The sequence below is a fragment of the Chryseobacterium suipulveris genome, assembly GCF_022811685.1.
GTDB lineage: Bacteria > Bacteroidota > Bacteroidia > Flavobacteriales > Weeksellaceae > Kaistella > Kaistella suipulveris.
Genome location: NZ_CP094532.1, coordinates 2,633,943 through 2,653,890, shown reverse-complemented (window position 1 = coordinate 2,653,890; position 19,948 = coordinate 2,633,943). Strand labels below are relative to the sequence as shown.

General features: G+C 38.6%; 33 protein-coding genes. 31 read left to right on the top strand and 2 right to left on the bottom strand.

Going from position 1 to position 19,948, the window contains the following annotated elements; genetic code table 11:
* The first annotated feature begins 2 nt into the window (after nucleotides 1-2).
* The 26 genes from rplW (at nucleotide 3) to rplQ (ending at nucleotide 12,801) form a co-directional block, all read left to right on the top strand.
* Nucleotides 3-290, top strand: coding sequence for a 50S ribosomal protein L23 (gene rplW, locus MTP09_RS12475; RefSeq protein WP_243548674.1), 288 nt, complete (start codon nucleotides 3-5; stop codon nucleotides 288-290).
* A 92-nt stretch (nucleotides 291-382) separates the two neighbouring features.
* The gene (gene rplB, locus MTP09_RS12470; protein WP_243548673.1) at nucleotides 383-1,204 is read left to right on the top strand and encodes a 50S ribosomal protein L2; all 822 of its coding nucleotides are present in this window, start codon (nucleotides 383-385) and stop codon (nucleotides 1,202-1,204) included.
* 2 nt (nucleotides 1,205-1,206) lie between these two features.
* The gene (gene rpsS, locus MTP09_RS12465; protein WP_243548672.1) at nucleotides 1,207-1,485 is read left to right on the top strand and encodes a 30S ribosomal protein S19; all 279 of its coding nucleotides are present in this window, start codon (nucleotides 1,207-1,209) and stop codon (nucleotides 1,483-1,485) included.
* Between the two features lie 2 nt (nucleotides 1,486-1,487).
* Nucleotides 1,488-1,889, top strand: a complete 402-nt coding sequence (rplV, locus tag MTP09_RS12460; protein WP_243548671.1) for a 50S ribosomal protein L22 — start codon at nucleotides 1,488-1,490, stop codon at nucleotides 1,887-1,889.
* A gap of 3 nt (nucleotides 1,890-1,892) precedes the next feature.
* Nucleotides 1,893-2,639, top strand: coding sequence for a 30S ribosomal protein S3 (gene rpsC / locus MTP09_RS12455; RefSeq protein ID WP_243548670.1), 747 nt, complete (start codon nucleotides 1,893-1,895; stop codon nucleotides 2,637-2,639).
* Between the two features lie 92 nt (nucleotides 2,640-2,731).
* Nucleotides 2,732-3,157 (top strand): 50S ribosomal protein L16, encoded by a 426-nt coding sequence (rplP, locus tag MTP09_RS12450; protein ID WP_243548669.1) that lies wholly within the window; start codon nucleotides 2,732-2,734, stop codon nucleotides 3,155-3,157.
* An 11-nt stretch (nucleotides 3,158-3,168) separates the two neighbouring features.
* Nucleotides 3,169-3,357 carry a 50S ribosomal protein L29 gene (gene rpmC / locus MTP09_RS12445; protein ID WP_243548668.1) on the top strand — a complete coding sequence of 63 codons (189 nt, stop codon included), beginning with the start codon at nucleotides 3,169-3,171 and terminating at the stop codon, nucleotides 3,355-3,357.
* Nucleotides 3,358-3,372: 15 nt separating this feature from the next.
* Nucleotides 3,373-3,627 carry a 30S ribosomal protein S17 gene (rpsQ, locus tag MTP09_RS12440; RefSeq protein WP_243548666.1) on the top strand — a complete coding sequence of 85 codons (255 nt, stop codon included), beginning with the start codon at nucleotides 3,373-3,375 and terminating at the stop codon, nucleotides 3,625-3,627.
* On the top strand, nucleotides 3,627-3,995 hold the full coding sequence (rplN, locus tag MTP09_RS12435) for a 50S ribosomal protein L14 (protein WP_031503404.1): 369 nt from the start codon (nucleotides 3,627-3,629) through the stop codon (nucleotides 3,993-3,995). The genes rpsQ and rplN overlap by 1 nt, the downstream gene beginning before the upstream one ends.
* A 20-nt stretch (nucleotides 3,996-4,015) precedes the next feature.
* Complete coding sequence (gene rplX, locus MTP09_RS12430; RefSeq protein ID WP_243548665.1) at nucleotides 4,016-4,336, top strand: 50S ribosomal protein L24; 321 nt, start codon at nucleotides 4,016-4,018, stop codon at nucleotides 4,334-4,336.
* Between the two features lie 2 nt (nucleotides 4,337-4,338).
* Entirely contained in the window at nucleotides 4,339-4,890 is a 552-nt protein-coding gene (gene rplE, locus MTP09_RS12425; RefSeq protein ID WP_243548664.1) for a 50S ribosomal protein L5, read from the top strand.
* Between the two features lie 3 nt (nucleotides 4,891-4,893).
* Complete coding sequence (gene rpsN, locus MTP09_RS12420) at nucleotides 4,894-5,163, top strand: 30S ribosomal protein S14 (protein WP_031503409.1); 270 nt, start codon at nucleotides 4,894-4,896, stop codon at nucleotides 5,161-5,163.
* 148 nt (nucleotides 5,164-5,311) lie between these two features.
* The gene (gene rpsH, locus MTP09_RS12415; RefSeq protein ID WP_243548663.1) at nucleotides 5,312-5,710 is read left to right on the top strand and encodes a 30S ribosomal protein S8; all 399 of its coding nucleotides are present in this window, start codon (nucleotides 5,312-5,314) and stop codon (nucleotides 5,708-5,710) included.
* Nucleotides 5,711-5,728: 18 nt separating this feature from the next.
* On the top strand, nucleotides 5,729-6,274 hold the full coding sequence (gene rplF / locus MTP09_RS12410; RefSeq protein WP_243548662.1) for a 50S ribosomal protein L6: 546 nt from the start codon (nucleotides 5,729-5,731) through the stop codon (nucleotides 6,272-6,274).
* Nucleotides 6,275-6,288: 14 nt separating this feature from the next.
* Complete coding sequence (rplR, locus tag MTP09_RS12405) at nucleotides 6,289-6,636, top strand: 50S ribosomal protein L18 (protein WP_243548660.1); 348 nt, start codon at nucleotides 6,289-6,291, stop codon at nucleotides 6,634-6,636.
* A 19-nt stretch (nucleotides 6,637-6,655) separates the two neighbouring features.
* Nucleotides 6,656-7,177 (top strand): 30S ribosomal protein S5, encoded by a 522-nt coding sequence (gene rpsE / locus MTP09_RS12400; protein WP_243548659.1) that lies wholly within the window; start codon nucleotides 6,656-6,658, stop codon nucleotides 7,175-7,177.
* A gap of 10 nt (nucleotides 7,178-7,187) precedes the next feature.
* Nucleotides 7,188-7,364, top strand: coding sequence for a 50S ribosomal protein L30 (gene rpmD / locus MTP09_RS12395; protein ID WP_243548658.1), 177 nt, complete (start codon nucleotides 7,188-7,190; stop codon nucleotides 7,362-7,364).
* A 69-nt stretch (nucleotides 7,365-7,433) separates the two neighbouring features.
* Nucleotides 7,434-7,880 carry a 50S ribosomal protein L15 gene (gene rplO / locus MTP09_RS12390; RefSeq protein WP_243548657.1) on the top strand — a complete coding sequence of 149 codons (447 nt, stop codon included), beginning with the start codon at nucleotides 7,434-7,436 and terminating at the stop codon, nucleotides 7,878-7,880.
* A gap of 9 nt (nucleotides 7,881-7,889) precedes the next feature.
* Nucleotides 7,890-9,269: a preprotein translocase subunit SecY gene (secY, locus tag MTP09_RS12385; RefSeq protein ID WP_243548656.1), complete on the top strand. Its 1,380-nt coding sequence runs from the start codon at nucleotides 7,890-7,892 to the stop codon at nucleotides 9,267-9,269.
* Between the two features lie 8 nt (nucleotides 9,270-9,277).
* Nucleotides 9,278-9,493 carry a translation initiation factor IF-1 gene (gene infA / locus MTP09_RS12380; protein WP_004917349.1) on the top strand — a complete coding sequence of 72 codons (216 nt, stop codon included), beginning with the start codon at nucleotides 9,278-9,280 and terminating at the stop codon, nucleotides 9,491-9,493.
* 133 nt (nucleotides 9,494-9,626) lie between these two features.
* The gene (gene rpmJ, locus MTP09_RS12375) at nucleotides 9,627-9,743 is read left to right on the top strand and encodes a 50S ribosomal protein L36 (protein WP_007839480.1); all 117 of its coding nucleotides are present in this window, start codon (nucleotides 9,627-9,629) and stop codon (nucleotides 9,741-9,743) included.
* A 9-nt stretch (nucleotides 9,744-9,752) separates the two neighbouring features.
* Nucleotides 9,753-10,130: a 30S ribosomal protein S13 gene (gene rpsM, locus MTP09_RS12370; protein WP_243548655.1), complete on the top strand. Its 378-nt coding sequence runs from the start codon at nucleotides 9,753-9,755 to the stop codon at nucleotides 10,128-10,130.
* 15 nt (nucleotides 10,131-10,145) lie between these two features.
* A complete protein-coding gene (rpsK, locus tag MTP09_RS12365) occupies nucleotides 10,146-10,535 on the top strand; it encodes a 30S ribosomal protein S11 (RefSeq protein ID WP_088469642.1) in 390 nt (129 codons plus the stop codon).
* An 81-nt stretch (nucleotides 10,536-10,616) separates the two neighbouring features.
* A complete protein-coding gene (gene rpsD, locus MTP09_RS12360; protein WP_243548654.1) occupies nucleotides 10,617-11,225 on the top strand; it encodes a 30S ribosomal protein S4 in 609 nt (202 codons plus the stop codon).
* A gap of 34 nt (nucleotides 11,226-11,259) precedes the next feature.
* Entirely contained in the window at nucleotides 11,260-12,255 is a 996-nt protein-coding gene (locus MTP09_RS12355; RefSeq protein ID WP_243548653.1) for a DNA-directed RNA polymerase subunit alpha, read from the top strand.
* A 6-nt stretch (nucleotides 12,256-12,261) separates the two neighbouring features.
* Nucleotides 12,262-12,801, top strand: a complete 540-nt coding sequence (gene rplQ / locus MTP09_RS12350) for a 50S ribosomal protein L17 (protein ID WP_243548652.1) — start codon at nucleotides 12,262-12,264, stop codon at nucleotides 12,799-12,801.
* Between the two features lie 503 nt (nucleotides 12,802-13,304).
* Here rplQ and MTP09_RS12345 read toward each other — a convergent pair.
* The gene (locus MTP09_RS12345) at nucleotides 13,305-13,742 is read right to left on the bottom strand and encodes a hypothetical protein (protein ID WP_243548651.1); all 438 of its coding nucleotides are present in this window, start codon (nucleotides 13,740-13,742) and stop codon (nucleotides 13,305-13,307) included.
* A gap of 196 nt (nucleotides 13,743-13,938) precedes the next feature.
* Between MTP09_RS12345 and MTP09_RS12340 the strand changes: the two genes are divergently transcribed.
* Nucleotides 13,939-14,700, top strand: coding sequence for a hypothetical protein (locus tag MTP09_RS12340; protein WP_243548650.1), 762 nt, complete (start codon nucleotides 13,939-13,941; stop codon nucleotides 14,698-14,700).
* An 11-nt stretch (nucleotides 14,701-14,711) separates the two neighbouring features.
* Here the strand turns inward: MTP09_RS12340 and MTP09_RS12335 are convergent, their stop codons facing one another.
* Nucleotides 14,712-15,050: a helix-turn-helix domain-containing protein gene (locus MTP09_RS12335; protein WP_243548649.1), complete on the bottom strand. Its 339-nt coding sequence runs from the start codon at nucleotides 15,048-15,050 to the stop codon at nucleotides 14,712-14,714.
* A gap of 430 nt (nucleotides 15,051-15,480) precedes the next feature.
* On the opposite strand from MTP09_RS12335, the gene MTP09_RS12330 reads away from it, so the two are divergent.
* The 4 genes from MTP09_RS12330 (at nucleotide 15,481) to eno (ending at nucleotide 19,884) form a co-directional block, all read left to right on the top strand.
* On the top strand, nucleotides 15,481-15,963 hold the full coding sequence (locus MTP09_RS12330) for a hypothetical protein (RefSeq protein ID WP_243548648.1): 483 nt from the start codon (nucleotides 15,481-15,483) through the stop codon (nucleotides 15,961-15,963).
* Between the two features lie 189 nt (nucleotides 15,964-16,152).
* Entirely contained in the window at nucleotides 16,153-16,461 is a 309-nt protein-coding gene (locus MTP09_RS12325) for an ATP-grasp domain-containing protein (RefSeq protein ID WP_243548647.1), read from the top strand.
* Between the two features lie 164 nt (nucleotides 16,462-16,625).
* Nucleotides 16,626-17,513: a DUF6624 domain-containing protein gene (locus tag MTP09_RS12320; RefSeq protein WP_243548646.1), complete on the top strand. Its 888-nt coding sequence runs from the start codon at nucleotides 16,626-16,628 to the stop codon at nucleotides 17,511-17,513.
* Nucleotides 17,514-18,591: 1,078 nt separating this feature from the next.
* The gene (gene eno, locus MTP09_RS12315) at nucleotides 18,592-19,884 is read left to right on the top strand and encodes a phosphopyruvate hydratase (RefSeq protein WP_243548645.1); all 1,293 of its coding nucleotides are present in this window, start codon (nucleotides 18,592-18,594) and stop codon (nucleotides 19,882-19,884) included.
* Nucleotides 19,885-19,948 lie beyond the last annotated feature (64 nt).

The following is a 19,948-nucleotide window of genomic DNA, read 5'->3' as shown; positions in this document are numbered from 1 at the left end:
TCATGTCAGTTATCATTAAACCAGTTATTTCAGAAAAAGCAAACTATCTTACTGATTTAAGAGGGACTTACAGCTTCTTGGTAACCCCAAAGGCAAACAAGATCCAGATTAAGAAAGCGATAGAAGATGCTTACGGTGTGAAGGTGGCAGATGTAAACACCATGATTTACGCTCCTACAGTTTCTTCGAAGTACACCAAAAAAGGACTTCAGGTTGGGAAAACCAACAAGCTGAAAAAAGCAGTCGTGAAACTCGCAGAAGGCGAAGTAATCGATATCTTCTCAGCATAATTTTTAAAGCAATCAGCAATCAGCAGTCGGCAATCCACCGAAAGCAGAACGCAGAAAGCCGAAAGCAATTAATAATAATATAAACAATAGTAATGTCTGTTAGAAAATTAAAACCTATCACCCCGGGACAGAGATTCAGAGTTGTAAACAACTTTGAGGAAATTACTACCAACAAGCCAGAGAAATCTTTGGTAGTTGGTATTAAAAAGTCAGGTGGACGTAACAACACAGGTAAAATGACCATGCGTTACACCGGAGGTGGACACAAAAAGAAATACAGAATTATCGACTTCAAGAGAAACAAATTCAACGTTGAAGCTACGGTAAAAACTGTAGAGTACGATCCGAACAGAACTGCTTTCATCGCACTTCTTGAGTACGCGGATGGAGAGAAGAGATACATCATCGCTCCAAACGGAATCAAAGTGGACCAGAAAGTAATCTCTTCTGAAACTGCCGAACCAAACGTTGGGAACGCAATGAAACTGAAAAACATTCCTTTGGGAACCGTTATTTCATGTATCGAGCTTAAGCCGGGACAAGGTGCAATCATGGCACGTTCTGCAGGTTCTTCCGCACAGCTTACTTCCAGAGATGGCAAGTATGCAATCGTGAAGCTTCCTTCAGGCGAATCCAGAATGATCCTTACCGAGTGTATCGCAATGATCGGTTCAGTATCCAACTCCGACCACCAGTTAACCGTTTCAGGAAAAGCAGGTAGAAGCAGATGGTTGGGTAGAAGACCAAGAACAAGACCAGTATCGATGAACCCGGTTGATCACCCAATGGGAGGTGGTGAAGGTCGTTCTTCAGGAGGTCACCCAAGATCAAGAAACGGTAAACCTGCAAAAGGTTACAAAACAAGAAAGAAAAATAAAGCGTCGAACCGATTTATCGTATCTAAAAGAAAATAATTATGGCAAGATCACTTAAAAAAGGACCTTTCATTCATCATACTTTAGATAAGAAGGTTCAGGCAAACAAAGAGTCTGGTAAAAAGACTGTAATCAAAACTTGGTCCAGAGCATCAATGATCTCTCCGGACTTCGTAGGGCAAACTATCGCAGTACACAACGGGAAAACTTTTGTACCTGTTTACGTAACTGAAAACATGGTGGGCCACAAGTTAGGCGAATTTTCTCCGACAAGATCTTTCAGAGGTCACGGTGGTAACAAAAATAAAGGCGGAAGATAATCATGGGATCAAGAAAAAGAGAAAGTGCATTAGCACGTAAAATAGCAAACCAGGACGTGGTAAAAGCGTTGCACAACGACTGCCCGTCTTCACCAAGAAAAATGCGTCTGGTTGCAGATATCATCAGAGGAGTAGAAGTTGATAAAGCTTTGGCAATCCTGAAGTTTTCAAAGAAAGAAGCATCAAACAAGTTGGAGAAAGTATTGCTTTCAGCAATGGCTAACTGGCAAGTGAAGAATGAAGGTGCAGACATCGAGGAAGCTGGACTGATCGTAAAAGAAATCCACGTGGACAGCGCAAGACAACTCAAAAGGTTGAGACCAGCTCCACAGGGAAGAGGTTACAGAATCAGAAAGAGAAGCAACCACATCACACTAATTTTAGGTACTAAAGATAATAAATAAGGTATGGGACAGAAGACAAATCCAATTGGTAACAGATTAGGAATCATCAGAGGATGGGATTCTAACTGGTTTGGCGGAAACGATTACGGAGACAGAATCGCGGAAGACTACAAAATCAGAAGATACCTTGAAGCAAGATTATCTAAAGGAGGAATTTCAAAAATCTTTATTGAAAGAACCCTGAAATTAGTAACCGTAACCATCACTACAGCAAGACCGGGACTCATCATCGGTAAAGGAGGTCAGGAAGTTGACAAACTGAAAGAAGAATTGAAAAAGATCACCGACAAGGACATCCAGATCAACATCTTCGAAATCAAAAGACCTGAACTCGACGCAGTATTGGTTGCAGACAGCATCGCAAAACAAATCGAAAACCGTATCTCTTACAGAAGAGCTGTGAAAATGGCAATGGCTTCCACAATGAGAATGGGTGCAGAAGGAATCAAAGTAATGATCTCCGGAAGATTGAACGGTGCTGAGATGGCAAGAAGCGAGTCTTTCAAAGAAGGAAGAATCCCATTGTCAACTTTCCGTGCAGATATCGACTACCATATCGGTGAAGCATTGACGCAGTACGGAAAACTCGGAGTGAAAGTTTGGATCATGAAAGGTGAAGTTTACGGAAAAAGAGAACTTTCGCCACTCGTTGGTCAACAGAAAAAAGCACCTGCAGGAAGAGGAGAAAGAAGCGAGAGAGGAGAGAGAGGTGACAGAGAAAGAAGACCAAGAAGAAATAACAACAACTAAAATTTTAGATGAAGATTTTTAGAATTTAAATTACCGTTACTTTTTTAAATCTGAAATCTGAAGTCTGAAATCTAAATCTAAAATTTACAGAAATGTTACAACCAAAAAGAACCAAATTCCGTAGAGTTCACAAGATGAAGATGAAGGGCAATGCCCAGAGAGGACATCAACTCGCTTACGGAACCTTCGGAATCAAAGCGACAGAAGGAGCTTGGATTACTGCAAGACAGATCGAGGCAGCGCGTATCGCCGCTACGAGATATATGAAAAGAGAAGGTCAGCTGTGGATCAATATCTTCCCGGTTAAGCCAATTACCAAGAAGCCAGCCGAAGTAAGGATGGGTAAAGGTAAAGGTGCTGTGGAATATTGGGTAGCAGTAGTAAAACCAGGTAGAATCATGTTCGAAATCGGTGGAGTTCCTTACGAAGTTGCAAAAGAAGCTTTAAGACTTGCCGCTCAGAAATTACCGGTAGTGACCAAATTTGTAGTAGCCAACGATTTTGTACAACCTCAATAATCTCAATAGAAATGAAAAAAGCTGACATCAAAAACCTAAGCGCAGGTGATATCCAAAATCAACTCGCGGCAGTAAAAGCTGATTACAACAAACTGAGATTGGCGCACAGAATCAGTCCGATTGAAAACCCGATCCAGATCAGAGATCTGAGAAAAACAATCGCAAGATTAGAAACTGAACTAACACTTAAACAACAATAAGAATTTCATTTTATCATGGATAGAAATTTAAGAAAAGAAAGAATCGGAGTTGTTTCCAGCAATAAAATGGAAAAAACCATTGTTGTAAGTGAAACGATGAAAATGAAGCACCCGATGTACGGTAAATTCGTTTTGAAAACGAAAAAATATACCGCTCACGACGAGAACAACGAGTGTAACGAAGGCGATACAGTACTGATTACTGAAACAAGACCTTTGAGCAAGAACAAAAGATGGAGATTAGTAAGAATCATTGAAAAAGCTAAGTAATGTTACAAACAGAATCAAGATTAAAAGTTGCTGATAACACAGGTGCTAAAGAAGTATTGGTTATCAGAGTTCTGGGAGGAACCAGAAGAAGATATGCTTCAGTTGGTGATAAAATCGTAGTGACTATCAAAGATTCCACACCACAGGGAAATGCCAAAAAAGGTACCGTTTCCAAAGCAGTAGTTGTAAGAACTAAAAAAGCAGTGAGAAGAAAAGACGGATCATATATCAAATTCGACGACAATGCTTGCGTACTTCTAAACGCAGCCGGAGAAATGAGAGGAACACGTGTTTTCGGACCTGTTGCAAGAGAACTGAGAGACAAGGAATACATGAAAGTAATTTCATTGGCACCTGAAGTACTTTAATTTTTTAAAATTTTAAGAAAATGACTAAAGTTAAAATTAAAAGAGGAGATAACGTAATCGTTACTACCGGAAAAAATAAAGGAAACAAGGGTGAAGTTCTTGAAGTAATCAAGAAAGAAGGCAAGGATCCAAGAGTAATCGTGGCTGGTCTGAACATCGTGAAAAGACACACCAAACCATCCGCTGGAAATCCTCAAGGAGGAATTGTTGAGAAAGAGGCATCCATCCACATCTCCAACGTAGCACTTTTGGACGAAAAAGGAAAAGCTACCAAAGTAGGTTACAAAGTAGATGGTGACAAGAAAGTAAGAATTGCTAAAACAACCGGTAAAGAAATTTAATTATGGAATTCGTAGCAAGACCAAAGAAAAATTATAAAGAGAAAATTGTTCCTGCAATGATGGAAGAATTTGGGTACAAATCTGTAATGCAGGTACCTAGATTGCAGAAAATCGTTGTTTCCCAAGGTTTGGGCGCTGCAACTGCAGACAAAAAAATCGTGGACTACGCAGTAGAGGAACTTACAGCAATCACCGGCCAAAAAGCAGTTGGTACTGTTTCCAAAAAAGACGAAGCAGCTTTCAAACTCAGAAAAGGAATGCCGGTAGGTGCAAGAGTGACACTGAGAGACAACAAAATGTATGAATTCTTAGATCGATTAACTTCTTCAGCACTCCCACGAATCAGAGATTTCAGCGGAATCAAAGCTGACGGTTTCGACGGAAGAGGAAACTACAACTTAGGGATCACCGAGCAGATCATCTTCCCTGAGATCGTAATCGACAAAGTAAAGAAAATCCAAGGGATGGACATTACTTTCGTAACTTCCGCGAAAACTGACAAAGAAGCAAAATCACTTTTAACTCACTTCGGTTTACCTTTCAAAAAGAACTAAGAAATGGCTAAAGAATCAATGAAAGCGCGCGAGCGCAAAAGAGAAGCTACAGTTGCAAAATATGCTGAGAAAAGAAAAGCTTTGAAAGAAGCCGGAGACTACGAGGCATTGCAGAAACTTCCGAAAGACGCGTCGCCAGTAAGACTGCACAACAGATGCAAACTTACCGGAAGACCAAGAGGATACATGAGAACCTTCGGTATCTCCAGAGTAACGTTCCGTGAAATGGCAAACGCAGGACTCATCCCGGGAGTTAAAAAAGCAAGTTGGTAATAATTATTAACTAATCTAGACAAGCAAGTTGATTAGACAACAGATTTCAGATATCAGACAACAGACAACAAAAGTCTGAAATCTGAAATCTGACATCTGAAATCTTCTCAAAACTGTTTGTCCTTAACCAATAACAACAAATAGAAAAATGGTAACAGATCCAATTTCAGATTTCCTGACCAGAGTAAGGAACGCACAAAGCGCAGGCCACAAAGTGGTGGAAATTCCTGCATCGAAAATCAAAAAGGAGATTACGAAAATTTTGTTTGATCAGGGTTACATCCTCAACTACAAGTTCGAGGACAACGCTGTTCAGGGAAATATCAAAATCGCTTTGAAGTATGACAAACAAACCAACAAACGAGCAATCAAGAGCATCCAGAGAGCTTCAAGACCAGGTTTGAGACAGTACAAAGGTTCCGAGGAACTGCCAAGAGTACTCAACGGTTTGGGAGTGGCAATTATCTCGACTTCTAAAGGAGTAATGACCGATAAGAAAGCCAGACAAGAAAAAGTAGGCGGTGAAGTAATCTGCTATGTTTATTAATTTTTAATCCAAAGGAAAATGTCAAGAATTGGTAAAGCAATTATAGAAGTTCCCGCAAATGTTACCATCACCGAGAAAGAAGGTCTGGTTACTGTGAAAGGACCGAAAGGTGAGCTTACGCAGCAGTTGAGCGAAGGGATCTCTCTAAACTTAGAAGACGGAAAACTTACATTGGAAAGACCGTCCGAATCAAAACAGCACAAAGCATTACACGGTCTTTACAGAGCGTTAATCAACAATATGGTTGTAGGAACCTCAGAAGGTTTCACGAAGAAGCTAGAATTGGTAGGGGTAGGATACAGAGCATCGAACTCAGGTCAAAAACTTGAGCTTGCACTGGGATTCTCTCACGGTATCGTACTGGACCTTCCGAAAGAAGTATCAGTAGAAACACTATCTGAAAAAGGTAAGAACCCAATCATCACCTTGTCATCATACGACAAGCAACTTTTGGGAATGGTTGCCGCAAAAATCAGATCATTCAGAAAACCTGAACCTTACAAAGGAAAAGGAATCAGATTCGTAGGAGAAATTGTTAGACGTAAAGCTGGTAAATCTGCTTAATAAATTTTAAGAAAATGGCACTGAACAAAGTACAAAAAAGAGACAGAATCAAAAGAAGAGTTAGAGGGAAAATCTCCGGCTCTGCTGAATTGCCAAGATTATCCGTTTACAAAAGTAACAAGGAGATTTACGCGCAATTGATCGACGATAAAGATGGTAAAACTTTGGCATCAGCTTCTTCAAGAGCGCTGAACGCTAAAGGAACAAAAACTGAAGTTTCCGCAGAAGTAGGTAAAGCAATCGCTGAAAAAGCCAAAGCTGCAGGAATCGAAAGTATTGTGTTTGACAGAAATGGATTCGTGTACCACGGCAGAATCAAAGCTTTAGCCGATGGAGCGAGAGAAGCAGGACTTAAATTCTAATCATTAAATTTCGGAAAATATGTTAGGACTAGATAATATAGAAAAAGTAAAACCGGGAGGATTAGAACTTAAAGATCGTCTCGTAGCTGTAAACAGAGTAACAAAAGTAACCAAAGGTGGTCGAGCTTTCGGATTTTCTGCAATTGTGGTTGTAGGAGACGAAGACGGAACGGTAGGTTACGGTTTGGGAAAATCTAAGGAGGTTGCTTCCGCTATCGCTAAAGCGGTAGAAGATGCAAAGAAAAACTTGGTTAAAGTTCCTGTAATCAATCACACCATCCCTCACCAAACTTCCGCAAGATACGGTGGTGCAGATATCTTCCTAAGACCTGCAACTCACGGTACCGGTGTAATCGCTGGTGGAACTGTGCGTATGGTGGTAGAAGCTGCAGGGATCAAAGATATTCTTTCAAAATCCAAAGGATCTTCAAACCCGCACAACGTGGTGAAAGCTACTTTCAAAGCGTTGCTCGATATCAGAAGACCTGAGGAAATTGCAAAGCTGAGAGGTGTTACATTAAATAAAGTGTTTAACGGTTAATATTAAGACAATGGCAAAAATTCAGGTAAAACAAGTAAGAAGCGCTATTGGAAGAACAAAAACCCAAAAAAGAACGCTTGAAGCATTAGGATTGAAAAAACTTCACCAAGTTGTAGAGCACGAGGCAACTCCTGCAATCCTTGGAATGGTGGCTGCAATTAGCCACTTGGTAGAAGTTCAAAAATAAGAAAATAGAAACGAGATGAGAGACTTTAGGTCTCTTGTCTCTCATCTTTAAATCTCAAATCTAAATAAAATGAATTTAAATAACATAAAACCGGCAGCAGGTTCCACGCACAGCCAAAAGAGAATCGGTAGAGGACAGGGAAGCGGTTACGGCGGAACTTCAACGAAAGGACACAAAGGTCAGAAATCTAGAGCCGGATACTCTCAGAAAATCGGTTTCGAAGGTGGACAGATGCCACTTCAAAGAAGATTGCCTAAGTTCGGTTTCAACAACGTAAACAGAAAAGAGTACAGAGGAATCAACCTTGATACGATCCAGCTTTTGGCAGATGCTAAAAACATCACCGAGATCACCAAAGAAGTTTTGGTAGAAAACGGATTGGCCAAGAAAACCGAAATCGTGAAAATTATGGGTAGAGGTGAATTGAAAACAGGTGTTTCGATCTCTGCAGAAAAATTCACAAAATCCGCTGAAGAGGCAATCTCTAAAGCAGGAGGAAAAGCAATTACCCTTTAATTTCTACCAATGAAAGAATTTATACAAACACTGAAAAACATTTGGACGCTTAAGGAACTCAGAGAGAAAATCCTTTTCACTCTCGGGATAATCCTTGTGTATAGATTCGCATCTTATATCTCGCTTCCGGCCATCAACATGGCCGAAGTAGGGAGTCTTTTGGAGCAGTACAAAAACCAGGGAGGCAACAGACAGGGAGCAGGACTTCTTGGGTTGCTTTCTTCATTTACCGGTGGTGCGTTTTCCCGAGCGTCGATCATGGCACTCGGAATCATGCCCTACATTTCTGCTTCCATCATCGTTCAGCTGATGGGAATGGCGATTCCATATCTCCAGAAACTGCAGAAAGACGGCGAAAGCGGTAGAAATACATTGAACCAAATTACAAGATGGTTAACCATTGCGGTTTGTTTGGTACAGGCACCTTCTTACCTTACATCGATTACCCAGATGTTCCTTCCGCATGCTCAGTTTGCGTCTGCATATTACGTGCATCCGCAGTCGATCATGTTTTGGCTTCCGAGTATCGTGATTTTGGTGGCGGGATCTGTATTCGCAATGTGGTTGGGTGAAAAGATTACCGACAAAGGTATCGGAAACGGGATCTCGATTCTGATCATGGTTGGAATCTTGGCAGATTTCCCTTCGGCATTCCTACAGGAAGTAGCTACACAAACAGGTAAAGGAGGATTGGGAACAATTATGATCCTTGTTGAAGTCCTTTTCTGGTTATTGGTGGTGCTTCTCGGAATCCTGCTTTCTGTGGCGGTTCGAAAAATCCCGATCCAGTACGTGAGCAGAGCACAGGCAAGAGGTGGTGTCAACAGAAACCTGATGCAGGGAGCAAGACAGTGGATCCCACTGAAAGTGAATGCGGCGGGAGTAATGCCGATCATCTTCGCACAGGCGTTAATGTTTGTACCGGGATTATTGACAAAGCTTGATGACAGCAACACGTTCCTCGCTGGATTCCAGAATGTTTTCAGTTGGCAATACAATGTATTGTTTGCGATACTGATCATCATCTTCACCTTCTTCTATACTGCGATCACTATTCCGGTAAACCAGATGGCGGATGACCTAAAAAGGAACGGCGGATTGATCCCAAAAGTAAGACCGGGGAAAGAAACCTCTGATTATCTGGATGATATCCTTTCAAAAATAACTTTGCCAGGTTCCATATTTTTGGCTATCTTTGCAGTCCTTCCCGCGTTTATACACGGATGGCTTGTCCAGACAGACGGATTTGCCCTGTTTTTCGGCGGCACATCGCTGTTGATCATGGTTGGAGTTATCTTAGACACCGTTCAGCAAATCAATACTTATTTGTTGAACCACCACTATGATGGCTTGATGCAGTCGAAATTATCAAGAACAACAAATTTGTAATTGGACGGATGGCAAAACAAAAACATATCGAACAGGATGGCGTGATCGTGGAAGCACTTTCTAACGCCATGTTTCGTGTTGAGTTGGAAAACGGACACGTCCTCATCGCTCACATTTCGGGTAAGATGAGAATGCATTACATCAAACTTTTACCCGGAGACAAGGTAAAATTGGAACTGTCTCCCTATGATTTATCTAAAGGGAGAATTACTTTCAGGTATTAATTATTTTAAGAATACTTTTAAATATAAATTGCGAAAAGCCGAAAGCCGAAAGCCAAAAGCCGATTGCTAAAATCGAAACAAATGAAATCGTTAAGATTCCATTTGTCCACTGAAAAGAATAAATACAATTCAAATGAAAGTTAGAGCATCTATCAAAAAAAGAAGTGCTGATTGCAAAATCGTTCGCCGCAAAGGCGTTCTGTTTGTGATCAACAAGAAGAACCCAAAATTTAAACAAAGACAAGGCTAAAATTAAATTATGGCGAGAATTTCAGGTATTGATTTACCAAAAAACAAAAGAGGCGTAATCGGGCTTACTTACATCTACGGAATCGGAAGAAGTACCGCTGCTGAAATTTTGAAGAACGCTGGAATCAGCGAAGACAAGAAAGTCTACGAATGGAATGACGATGAATTGGCTGCAATCAGAAACTACATCACCGACAACGTGAAAGTTGAGGGTGAGCTTCGTTCTGAAGTGCAATTGAACATCAAGCGATTGATGGACATAGGATGCCAACGAGGAATACGTCACAGACTGGGATTACCTTTAAGAGGCCAAAGAACTAAAAACAATTCTAGAACCCGTAAAGGAAAGAGAAAAACTGTTGCTAACAAGAAAAAAGCAAGTAAATAATCTTTAGAATTAATTATGGCAAAACAAACTAAAGTTGTTAAGAAAAGAAAAGTAAAAGTTGAAGCGATCGGTGAAGCACATATCCAGGCATCATTCAACAACATTATTATTTCTTTAACGAATAAAAACGGAGAAGTAATCTCTTGGGCATCTGCCGGAAAAATGGGATTCAGAGGTTCTAAAAAGAATACTCCATTCGCAGCTCAGATGGCTGCAGAAAATTGCTCGCAGGTTGCACACGATGCAGGACTGAGAAGAGTAAAGGTGTTTGTGAAAGGTCCGGGTGCAGGTAGAGAATCTGCAATCAGAACCATCCACAATTCAGGAATTGAAGTAAGTGAAATCGTTGACGTGACTCCAATGCCGCACAACGGATGCAGACCACCAAAAAGAAGAAGAGTATAACAATCTTAGTTCCAAGTTTCAAGTCCCAAGTTCCATAACGAACCTGAAACCTGAAACCTGAAACTCTTAAAAAAAAATTTTATGGCAAGATATATTGGACCAAAAACTAAGATTGCAAGAAAATTTGGTGCTGCAATCTACGGAGACGACAAAAATTTCGAGAAAAGAAAAAACCAACCACCGGGACAACACGGACCGAATAAAAGAAGAGGTGCAAAAAAATCCGAGTACGCGATCCAGCTTACAGAAAAGCAGAAAGCAAAATATACCTACGGTATCTTGGAAAGACAGTTTGCTAACCTTTACGAAAAAGCGCAGAGAGCAAAAGGCGTTACTGGTGAAGTACTTTTACAGCTATGTGAATCGAGATTAGACAACGTGGTGTACAGATTAGGGTTTTCTAAAACCAGAGCAGGTGCACGTCAGTTGGTTTCTCACAGGCACGTAACAGTAAATGGCGAGCTCGTAAACATTCCTTCATATTTGTTGAAAGCTGGTGATGTAGTGGCAATCAGAGAGAAATCTAAATCTCTTGAGGTAATTGCTGACGCACTCGCTTCCAAATCAAATTATGAGTGGTTACAGTTCAACGACGAGAAGAAAGAAGGTACTTTCGTATCAGCTCCGGAAAGAATCCAAATCCCGGAAGATATCAAAGAACAGCTGATCGTCGAACTTTACTCTAAATAATAATTTTTTCAAATTTTTGCTCAACCCAAATTATATGGCAATTTTAACATTTATTAAACCCGATAAGGTAATCCTTCTCAATTCCGACGACTTCAAAGGATCATTTGAATTCAGACCGTTAGAACCAGGATTCGGATTAACCATCGGTAATGCTTTGAGAAGAGTTTTGCTTTCTTCTCTTGAAGGATATGCTATCTCATCTATTAAAATAGAAGGCGTAGAGCACGAATTTTCAACAATTCCCGGTGTAATTGAAGACGTTACAGAAATCATTCTGAACCTGAAGCAATTGCGACTGAAAGCGAAATCCGAAAATGCTGCTGCAGAACAGGTAACCGCTAAAGTTTCCGGACAAACTACCGTTACAGCAGGTGACTTAGGAAAATCAATCACTGGTTTCGACGTACTGAACCCAGACTTGGTAATCTGCACCCTGAACAAAAGCGTGAAGTTTGAAATGACTTTCAACATCGAAAAAGGTAGAGGTTATGTTCCATCAGAACAAAACAAATCAGCAAACGCTCCGATCGGAACGATTGCAATCGACTCGATCTTCACCCCGATCAAGAAAGTTCAGTACACGATTGAAAATTACCGTGTAGAGCAAAAAACAGACTACGAAAAACTCGTTCTGGATATCGAGACCGACGGATCAATCTCTCCGCAGAATGCTTTAACTGAAGCTTCAAAGATTTTGATCTACCACTTCATGCTGTTCTCCGACGAGAGAATCACTCTTGAGACCGAGGCAGTGAAGGCGTCCATCCAATACGACGAGGAAACGTTGCACACAAGACAACTCCTGAAGTCTAAATTGACAGACATGGATCTTTCCGTAAGAGCTTTGAACTGTTTGAAGGCGGCAGAAGTAGAAACTTTGGGCGAGCTGGTTTCCTACACTAAGTCTGATTTGATGAAATTCAGAAATTTCGGTAAAAAATCTTTAACAGAATTAGAAGAATTAGTGCATGCAAAAGGTCTGAACTTCGGTTTCGACGTTGCGAAATATAAATTAGACGCTGATAAATAAAAAACAATGAGACACGGTAAAAAATTCAATCACTTAGGAAGAACAGCTTCCCACAGAAAGGCATTGCTTTCTAATATGGCTTGTTCTCTTATTGAGCATAAAAGAATCAACACTACTGTTGCCAAAGCAAAAGCTTTGAGAGTATATGTTGAGCCCCTTCTTACCAAAGCTAAAGAAGATACAACACACAACAGAAGAACGGTTTTCTCTTACCTGCAAAGCAAGGAGGCGGTTACTGAATTATTCAGAACAGTTGCCCCTAAAATTGCAGAAAGAAACGGTGGTTATACCAGAATCATCAAAACCGGATTCAGACCGGGAGACGCTGCAGATACTGCAATGATCGAACTTGTAGATTTCAACGAGCTCTACAACCCGAATGCTGAAGAGAAAAAAGCGACAAGAAGAAGCAGAAGAACCACAGCGAAAAAAGTAGAACCCGTTGCAGAAATCCCTGCAAAGGAAAAAGCAAAAGCTGAAGAACCGGCTGCAGAAGCTCCAAAAGCTGAAGCTGCTGACACTGCAGAAGAAAAAACTGAGGAATAAGAATCCTGGTTTTCAACATAAAAATCCGTTCAGAAGTTCTGAGCGGATTTTTTGTTTTTGGTTGCTGTTGTTGTGGTTGTTGCAATGGTTGCAATGGTTGCAGTTGTTGCAATGGTTGCAGTTGGTTTCAGATTGTTCTAGAGTTTCAGGTTTCTAGTTCCAAGTTTCAAATACGCAAGATCTTTTCACAGAAAGGAAAATAATAGAATCTTTCGCTTCAATAGGAGCGGGCTTTAGCCCGCTTAGAAGTGTGAGTTGTAATTTGGCTTTAGCCAAAACTTATTTTTTTGAGATTCAACATTCAAAGTTCAAGTTGCTCTGCTTGCACTAAGAAAGAACTTTAATAAAAATTTACTCTACAAGAAATTCACTCACAGAAATTCACTGCGAAGCAAATTCACTACTTCACTCTCCAACACACCGACTCACCCACACACCAACTCTCCAACACACCCACACTCCAACTGTCATTCCGAACGCAGTGAGGAACCTCGGCGAAGCCGCTACTGTCCCCTCGCTTTTTTCAGCTCGATCACGTTGTTTCCTTGCGTAATGGTGATATTGTCGCCTTCCGATTTCACTTCGATGTCGTGGTCGGCGTAGATTCCGCCTTTTGCCCACGCTTCTTTTTGGGGAAGAACGATGGTTTTGTTGTTGCTTCGGATGCTGATCGTGTGTTCCTTGTCAGAATTTTTAAAGGTCACCAAAGCGGAGGTTCCGTCGGTTCCGACATATCTTTCTGTAATTTCCTGAACTTGGGTGTCGGCTGTTTTTTCGGTTTTGGCATCAGTAAAAGTACTGTCGATTTTTCCGTTGTCGTTGCTAACGGTTTTTTCTACGTTTTCTTCAACGATTATGCTTTTGTTGCCGTCTGAAGATTTTTTGCAGCTGAATGCAGAAAGTAACAAAACTGAAGAAAGAACTAAAACTGGATTTTTCATAATTAAGGATTTAGTATGTAAATTTAAGAAATTTGTACGTTGATAAAATAAACTTCCCATGCAAAAATATTTTACGAGATCAATATTCCTTTTTTCATTGCTCTCTATTATTTCTTGTTTTGTACGAAAACCTGCTCCCAACCAAGAAGAAATAAATTACATCCCTTATTTTTTAGAAGCTTATAAAGCAGATAGTTTGAAAATTATTGGCAAAAATAAAGAAGCATTTAGAAAGTTAGATAGTCTGTTCAAAATCTATCCGCCAAGAAATAGCGTTTCCGTTTATGAGATGAAGTCTTATGTGGAGCTTTCTCAATTACTTGATGAGGATAAAAATGTAAGGAATATCCTTAAAAGTTTGGTTGAGAATTGGGGTTCCAAACCCGAGTTTCTTAAAAAGGATAGTTTGGTAAATCTAAAAATAGCATCGCTCAAAATTACCGATGATGAATTAAAAACTTGGGAAAACTCATATTTAAAGACGAGAAACCAGGAATATATTTCTACTTTCGAATCAATGTTCAGCAATGACCAAAAATCCAGAGGAAAGCCAAACGAATGGGAAGTTGACGAAGACAACTATAAAAAACTTCGCAAACTATCCGAACAATTTGGCTATCCCGAACAAAAGGTTCTTGGATTGATGAATGCGTCTAAATTGGGATTGATTTACTATCATATTTCACGTATAGAGGAGTATGATCAGTTAAAGGAGTTTGTTTTTACCAACTTGAAAAAAGGAAAAGCCGAACCTTTTCAAATGGAAAGCTTAATCGGTTCCCGATTTCTGCATTTCTATCATCACTATTATTTTGGCGACGATGGTAATGCGAGAGGTTTCAAAATCATCAAGTCCGACAAACCCATTGACACTTTCAATTTAAGAAGAAAGAAATACGGTTTGCCTTCTTTGCAATACAAAAAATGGAAGGACAGTATATTAAGACCGAAACAATGACTGAAAAGGAATTACCGTTTTCTCAATTGTTGTAATTCTTCTTCCAGTTTTTCAATATATTTCTTTTGGGTCTCCCAAATTGAGAAGGGAATATTGTAATTATTCACAATATTGCCGTTTCCGGAGGACTGGTCATTAAAGATAAAGATCTGGGATTCTTCAGATTCGTAGATATCCTCTAATGGAACTTCTAAAATTTCTGCCAGCTTCTGCCATTCTTTTGCGGTAATTTTTGCCTGACCCTTCTCTCGCCTATTATAGTTGGAGACATCCATACAGAGCTGTTCTGCGATGTGGCTTTGGGAAAACCCCTTTCGCTTGCGTGCTTCGGTGAGCTTTATTTTTTCCATGGTGCATTCATTTGATGCTAAATTAAAAAATTTAGATAGAAACTCTATTTTTTATTGCCTTAATTTAGTAGAGTTTTGAAAGATATTGTTTAAAATCGCAAATAAATCGCAAAAGTTTTTGTTTTTGTATTATAAATTTTGATTTAAATTTGAATAATCAATAGTACAAAACCAATTAAAAATTTTTATTATGAAAAACTGGAAAAGCTGAATTCAAAAAAATTCAAGAAAGAAACCATGAGAAGAATAATTGGCGCGCCTCACTTGGCGATACTTATCGCAATGAAGCAACCCAAACTCAGTGCGGTTGTTATACTGTAGATAGAGTGAGATATGATTGGGTCGCTCCAATGGTATAATTATTAACTGTAAGAATTATTAATTAGAACACACATTTTTGTGTGTTTTTTTATAACGTACTTATATAATCATGAGTTATATTGTTATTTTTAGTAAAGACAAGGGAGAAACTACAACTGACAACGTTATGGATTGGATATTTGCTAGCAATATAGAAAATATTGTTAGAATCAATGGTGAAGATTTAATTTTTTCAGATTTCAATTTAAAAATTAATAGTAGTTTTTTCGAATTTAAAGATAATATTATTAATCCACATAAAGTTAAAACTGTATGGTTTAGAAGAACTTATGATGAAAGCGTGTTTGATAATGTGCCATTTTTCAATACATATGGTAGTGACAAAACGCTAGAACTTCACTTAATGGGTGAATTAGGTCGCATATACTTTTTTTTCGAATACTTTTTCTTAGAATCGTTATGGGTTAATAAATATTCTCAAAGAATAGATAAGCTAAAAAATATTTGCATCGCGATAAAATATGGATTAAAAGTTCCTTTCACAGTCGTGACGAACTCGACCAAACACATCAAAAAAAAAATTAGGAAATAAACAATTAATAACAAAAGCGATAGGAGAAGCAACATCATACAACTATAATAAAGAGATATTTACTTTATATACAAGTCGAATTAAATTTTTAAAAAATAATGCAGATAATTTTTTCCCCTCTAAAATTCAGGAAGAAATAGAAAAGAAATTTGAATTGAGAATTTTTATTGTGACGGAGAATTTTATTCAATGGCAATATTTTCTCAAAATGATAAACAGACAAGACTGGATTTCAGAGATTATAATTTTCAAAGACCTAATCGGTTTGTTCCTTACAAACTTCCAAGGAATATTGAAGAAAAATTAAGAAAAATGATTATAGAATTAAAATTAATTACATGTTCTATTGATATGATTGTGACTAAAAACTGGGAGTATTATTTTTTAGAAATAAATCCTGTAGGTCAGTTCGGAATGGTATCCCGTCCTTGTAATTATTTTTTAGAAAAAAAAGTTGGAAAAATATTAACAAATACCCACCATGAAAAAAAAGCTTAATTTTAGAAAACCTTCTTTCCCACTATCTCATTGGTTTATAAGAAGATCAAAAATCTCAAAATCTGTTATAGAAGACTTTTATGTTTGTAGCAGCTCTAACATATTTCAAACAAATGGATATGAGGTGTTTCCTCCAAAATTTCCGATTTCTAAAATAATAAATCATGAAGATATCATTTAATATTATATTTATTTTTCTTATCATAATTAATTGTACTAATTTAAACTATGAAAGACAGAGAGTGCAAGAATATTTTAGGATTGCGGATGCTTACCTGATAAATGATGAGAAGGAAAAGCTAGCCGACTTCACCTTTAAGCATCTATTTCCAAATATTGAATACCTTGACAAAAATAAGAAAGCAAGAGTATTAAACTATATGAAAATTTCTGAAAACGACAAGTATCTATCAGTTGCTAATAATTATATTAAAAATAACTTTTCTAAAATCAATAAATGTTCATTAGACTCATCATCGATATCCTATTATAATGAATTAACTTCCTGCAAAACAACTCCTGATTATGATAGTCTTCGCATTAGTTTTACGGAGATACTGTATAAAGATCAGTATTATAGGAATTTACCCGATAATTTTTTTACTGGAACAAAGAAAGAGATAGATAGTATAATGGCTGTGATAACAAATAATGATAATCAAAATAGGCAAGACATCAAACGAGCTTTGTCTAAATTTGGAATTAAGAAAATAGCAGAAAATGATTGTGATTGTAAGTTACTTGAAACCATTTGGTTTGTTGCGCAACATAGTGATTCTGATCTCGCTTTTCAAAAGGAAATTTTACAAATGTTTTCTTCTCCACTTCCTAACATAAAACCACGATATTATACATACCTTATAGACAGGATCAAAATTAATGAAGGAAAAAAGCAAATCTATGGAACACAGATGCAAATCAATTCATTAACAGGTAAAATGGAGACAAGTCCTGTTGAAAATCCTCAAGGTCTTGACCAACTACGATTTAATAACGACTTGCTTGATTTACGAGAGTATGTTAATTTTATTAATAAGCCGGATAAAAAATGAGATTGCAATCGTTGGAAGAATGTTGGTGCCGGCAACCAACTCTGGGAAAATTTCGTCAGGGCAAAAAGTGTTGATAAAGCTCTACAACTTCCGCTATCAGGAATTTGGAATTGTGGAAGGACGGGTTAAAAATATTTCTTTGACACCTGACTATAAATGAAATTACTATATCGACGTTCTTCTGCCGAAAGGACTTAAGACTTCTTATAACAAAACACTCCCGTTCGATAAGGAGATGAAAGGTAATGCAGAAATTGTCACTCAAGATTTGCGGTTGATTGAAAGATTCTTTTATCTAATCAGAAAATTACTAGGGTATCAAATTTAATCTAAGGAATTTTTCAAATGATATTCTTAAGTATTTGTTATATTATTTCCCCAATTAAACAAAAAATTGACTTTCTTGCAGCTATAAGTCGTGAGCAGGGAAAAAGCTGCAATTGTTAGTGTGAGCTTTTTCATTTTTGGATTTGTTTATTATGTAAATTTAGGAAATTAAAGAATTAAAATGATGAAACTTTTCTTCAAGCTAACTTTTCTCTTACTTCTAATTATTGTTCTTTCCTGCAAAACCCAAAAGTAAATCGAAATCGAAAATCAATAGGACTTCCAAGTTTAGAACATGCGGCTAAAATTTCAAAAGGTTTTCTGAATAAGTAAGCCCTCCATATTTTTTTCATTAAAAAAAAGGGAATAGCGGTGAAGACGCAAAATGCTTGCTTGTTGGCGGACAGGTTTGGGGCAAATGAATGACCTAGTGTGAATTTTTCTGGATAGGTGCGAAAAATTGAGCTAGACTTGCTGAAGCGCTTCATAATGGTTTTTAATAGCCAAGTTTCGCGCTCATTTTAGCTTAATAATGATAATCCACGCAATTTCTTTTTCAAGAATCATTACTTTTCAACAAATCCAGGAAATTAACCAAAAATTAACGCAAACCTTATCAAAATCATTTTTGCAAACATTAATAAATGCTCAATTTTAACTAAATTTGTACTGGAAAATATCAAGTCATTTTTTTTTACTCAAATCTTGAAACTTGGAACAACCTTAAACTTCAAACTTTAAACAAAATATAATGAGTTACATTTCTTACATTGAAGCAAGACAGATTCTGGATTCCAGAGGAAACCCAACCATCGAAGTAGATGTATTTACCGAAAGCGGCGCAATGGGACGTGCTGCAGTTCCTTCAGGAGCTTCTACAGGAGAACACGAAGCAGTTGAACTTCGCGACGGCGGATCCGAATTTTTAGGAAAAGGTGTGCTGAAAGCTGTTGAAAATGTAAGAGAAGTCATCGCTCCCGAATTGGTTGGACTTCCTGTGTACGACCAAAACTTCATCGACCAGATTATGATCGATCTCGACGGGACGCACAACAAAGGAAATCTTGGAGCCAACGCAATCCTCGGTGTTTCATTGGCTACCGCAAAAGCTGCAGCTACCGAACTCAGAATGCCGCTGTACAAATATGTGGGTGGAGTAAACGCCAACACGCTTCCTGTTCCGATGATGAACGTGATTAACGGTGGTTCCCATTCAGATGCGCCGATCGCGTTTCAGGAATTTATGATTATGCCGGTAAAAGCAGATTCGTTTTCCCACGCTTTAAGAAAAGGAACGGAGATTTTCCATAACCTTAAGAAAATCCTTCATGACAGAGGATTGTCAACTGCAGTAGGTGATGAAGGAGGTTTTGCCCCAACTTTTACGGGAACCGAAGACGCACTCGATACTTTATTAAAAGCCATTGAAAAAGCTGGCTACAAACCGGGAGACGATGTGATGATCGCGCTCGACTGTGCTTCATCCGAATTCTATAAAGACGGAATCTACGATTACAGAAAATTCCAGACTCCGGATGCGGCGCAATTCAGCAGTTCTGAGCAGGCATCTTACCTTGAGCAGTTGGTGAATAAATATCCGATCATCTCCATTGAAGACGGAATGCAGGAAAACGATTGGGACGGTTGGAAAATGCTGACCGACAAAATCGGCGACAGAGTTCAGTTGGTGGGCGACGATTTGTTCGTGACCAATGTGGAGCGTTTGTCGAGAGGTATCAAAGAAGATATCGCCAACTCGATCCTTGTAAAAGTAAACCAGATCGGATCCCTCACCGAAACCATGGATGCGGTGCAGATGGCGCAACATAACAAATACACGGCGGTAATGTCGCACAGATCAGGAGAAACTGAAGATGCAACCATCGCAGATCTTGCTGTAGCAACCAATTGCGGACAGATCAAAACGGGTTCTGCTTCACGTTCCGACAGAATGGCGAAATACAACCAACTCCTCAGAATCGAGGAAGCGTTAGGCGAAACCGCAATCTTTCCGGGATTGGATGCCTTTAAAATTAAGAGATAATAGAAAAAATATATTGTATGAATAACAAATAGCGCATTGATTTATTTGCGGTTATCTCTCAATA